Raw genomic sequence first — 236 nt, forward strand, 5'->3', positions numbered from 1 at the left:
GGCGCGCGGTTGGCGATGATCTGCATATAATGGTCGGTGAGCCGCGACAGAAGCGATCGGCTCGGCACGTCGGCGATGCTTTTGATATCGTCGCCAAGGCCGCACTCCTCGCGAACGGCGGCGCCGATGTAAGGCGTTGCGGGGTTATCCGACCCCTCGGTGAAGTCCAACAGGACAGAATGCGGCCCAAAATCCTGGATATCGCCGGGCTCTAGATCCTCGATCGAGGGATAGTC

At 61.0% G+C, this 236-nt stretch carries 1 protein-coding gene; it reads right to left on the bottom strand.

Features of this window, described 5'->3' with window-relative positions; all coding sequences use genetic code 11:
- Positions 1 to 236: hypothetical protein (locus SAZ04_RS23000; RefSeq protein WP_332700120.1), on the bottom strand; the 236-nt coding region annotated here is incomplete at both ends.

This window comes from Halalkalibacter lacteus (assembly GCF_036663595.1).
Lineage (GTDB): Bacteria > Bacillota > Bacilli > Bacillales > Bacillaceae_D > Halalkalibacter > Halalkalibacter lacteus.